Annotated in this window: 1 protein-coding gene; it reads left to right on the forward strand. The window is 68.7% G+C overall.

The annotated features are described in order from the left end of the window. Window positions 1–1,098: AMP-binding protein (locus ACGFW6_RS45085; protein ID WP_393523616.1), on the forward strand; the 1,098-nt coding region annotated here is incomplete at both ends.

The following is a 1,098-nucleotide window of genomic DNA, read 5'->3' on the forward strand; positions in this document are numbered from 1 at the left end:
TCTTCCGCCGCCTCCAGAACGAACAGACCACACTCCTGGACCACCAGTGGCCCGGCCTCACCGACATCCAGACCTGGACCGGACACCCACAACTCTTCGACACCGCCATGGTGTTCCAGAACTATCCGGTCGACGAGGCTCCGGTCGACGCTCCGGCAGACGGCGGCGGGCTGCGCGTCGCCTCCGCCGACATCAAGGGCGGCACACACTTCGCCGTGAACGTCGTCGCGACGATGCGCGGCACCGAACTCTCCTTCCGTGTCGACTACCGCCCCGATCTGTTCAACGCGGCCGACGCGCGCGACTTCGGCGACCGGATGCTGCGGGTGCTCAGCGCGCTGGTCGAAGCCGACGACGTGCCGGTCGGCCGCCTGGACACGCTCGAACCGGACGTGCGAGAGCGGGTGTTGGTGGAGTGGAACGGACCCAGCACGGAGCTGCCCGACGTTCCGCTGCACGAACTCGTCGCCCGGCAGGCGGCTCGGACGCCGGACGCGGTCGCCCTAGTCTGCGACGGCCAGTCGCTCACCTACGGCGAACTCAACGCCCGTGGGAACCAGTTGGCCCGACATTTGATCGCGGAAGGCGTGGGGGCTGAGCAGTTCGTCGCCGTCGCCCTGCCCAAGTCGCTCGACGCCGTCGTAGCACTGCTGGCCGTGGTGAAGGCAGGGGCGGCGTATCTGCCGATCGACCCCGACTACCCCACCGAGCGCGTCAGTTACATGCTCGACGACGCGACACCCGTCCTCACTCTGCGCGAGCCGGTTCCGGCAGCAGAGTGGGCTGATCGTCCCGCGACGGAGATCACCGACTCCGAGCGCCGGAAACCGTGGGCCGCCGGTCATGCCGCGTACATGATCTACACGTCCGGTTCGACGGGCCGACCCAAGGGCGTCGTCATCGACCATCACGCCCTGGCCACCTACCTCCACCGCGCCCGCACCGCCTACCCGGCCACAGCAGGCTCGACGGTGCTGCACTCACCGCTCGCCTTCGACCTCACCATCACGGCCCTGTGGACGCCGCTCACCAACGGCGGCACCGTCCACCTCACCTCACTGGAAGACAGCACCAGCCGCCCCACCCTGGTCAAGGCCA

This window comes from Streptomyces sp. Y7, from assembly GCF_043195415.1.
Classification (GTDB): Bacteria; Actinomycetota; Actinomycetes; order Streptomycetales; family Streptomycetaceae; genus Streptomyces.